Source organism: Streptomyces sp. S3(2020), from assembly GCF_013044505.1.
Classification (GTDB): Bacteria; Actinomycetota; Actinomycetes; order Streptomycetales; family Streptomycetaceae; genus Streptomyces.
Genome location: NZ_JABERD010000514.1, coordinates 1 through 1,402, shown reverse-complemented (window position 1 = coordinate 1,402; position 1,402 = coordinate 1). Strand labels below are relative to the sequence as shown.

At 68.9% G+C, this 1,402-nt stretch carries 2 protein-coding genes; one reads left to right on the top strand and one right to left on the bottom strand.

The window, feature by feature from the left end; genetic code table 11:
- Positions 1-385 (top strand): crosslink repair DNA glycosylase YcaQ family protein (locus HLK59_RS50060; protein WP_171148339.1); only part of this gene is annotated, 385 nt, incomplete at its 5' end.
- A 100-nt stretch (positions 386-485) separates the two neighbouring features.
- Here HLK59_RS50060 and HLK59_RS50055 read toward each other — a convergent pair.
- On the bottom strand, positions 486-1,277 hold the full coding sequence (locus tag HLK59_RS50055; protein ID WP_171148338.1) for a serine protease: 792 nt from the start codon (positions 1,275-1,277) through the stop codon (positions 486-488).
- Between the last annotated feature and the right edge of the window lie 125 nt (positions 1,278-1,402).

Genomic DNA, 1,402 nt, shown 5'->3' with positions numbered 1-1,402 from the left:
CACCTTCCGCGACGCGAACGGCGTCGGGCTCTGCGACCTCCCCGACGCGCCCCGCCCGGCCGCCGACACCCCGGCCCCGCCCCGCTTCCTCCCCGAGTTCGACAACCTGCTGCTCTCCCACGCCGACCGCACCCGCGTGATCCCGCCCGAGTACTGGGGGCGCAGCTGGGTCGGGAACCTGGCCCACAGCACCCTCCTCGTCGACGGCTTCCTCGCCGGGGTCTGGAAGCTGGAGGAGGACGCGCTGGTCGTCGAGCCCTTCGGCCGGCTCACCAGGGCCCAGCGGGACGAGGTCACCGAGGAAGGGGCGCGGATGCTGGCCGTCATGCACCCGGGGTCCTCGTACGACATCCGCTTCGGGACCGTCGTACGGGAGGCCCCGTAGACCGCGGGCGGACATGGATAGAGGGCGTTGCGGGCCGCTCGTGGAGGCCCGCAACGCCCCCTGGTACTTCACCTGAGGGGTGCTCAGGAGAACTTCTGGGTTATGAGTTGACCTGCGTGGTCACCAGGCTGGAGAAGGTGGTCAGCCGGGTGTAGACACCCGGGTAACCGGCCTCCGCGCAGCCCTCTCCCCAAGAAGTGATGCCTGCCAGGACGCCCCCGATGAGCAGGGGACCGCCGCTGTCGCCCTGGCAGGTGTCAACGCCACCGGAGGTGTATCCGGCGCAAACCATGTCGGACGAGATGAAGTCCGAGCCGTAGCTGCTCGCGCAGCTGGAGTTGGAGACGATCGGCACCGTCGCGGTGCGCAGCTGGTTGGACGAGCTGCCGCCCGACGACGTGGTGCCCCAGCCGAGGATGCGGGCCGTGGTGCCGGCCGCGTACACGCTGGTCTGGGACGAGGAGACGTACGACGCCGGGGTGTACGACATCGCCGTCGAGAGGGTCAGGACGGCCACGTCGTCACCGTTGGTGGCGTCGGTGTACGACGGGTGGATCCAGATCTTGCTGACCCGGCTGACCGTGCCGTTCGTGCCGTTGAGGTAGGTGCGTCCGCCGACGACTCTCACACTGCTGGTGGTCTCGCCGACCATACAGTGGGCCGCGGTCACGACCTTGGTGGCGGAGACCAGGGTGCCACCGCAGAACTGGTTCTGCGAGGAGTCCGTGATCTGCATCATGAAGGGGTACGAGGTCGTCGGGGTGGTCGTACCGCCGACGATGGGCTGGGGGGCTGCGACGGCGGTGGGGGCGCCGAGCAGGGCTGTCGCGGCGGCGGCAGCGGTGGCCGCGATGAGCGCGGCGGTCTTCTTGGCGCGGTTGAGCCCGAACATGAGTCTCTGTCTCTTATCCCCCTCTGACGCTGCCGCCCTATCGCCACGTGCAGCACTCGGGTGTGCGCCGCTCTATCAAACACAGAACGCACCAGCCACGCACCAGATCGCAACTGAGGCATCAA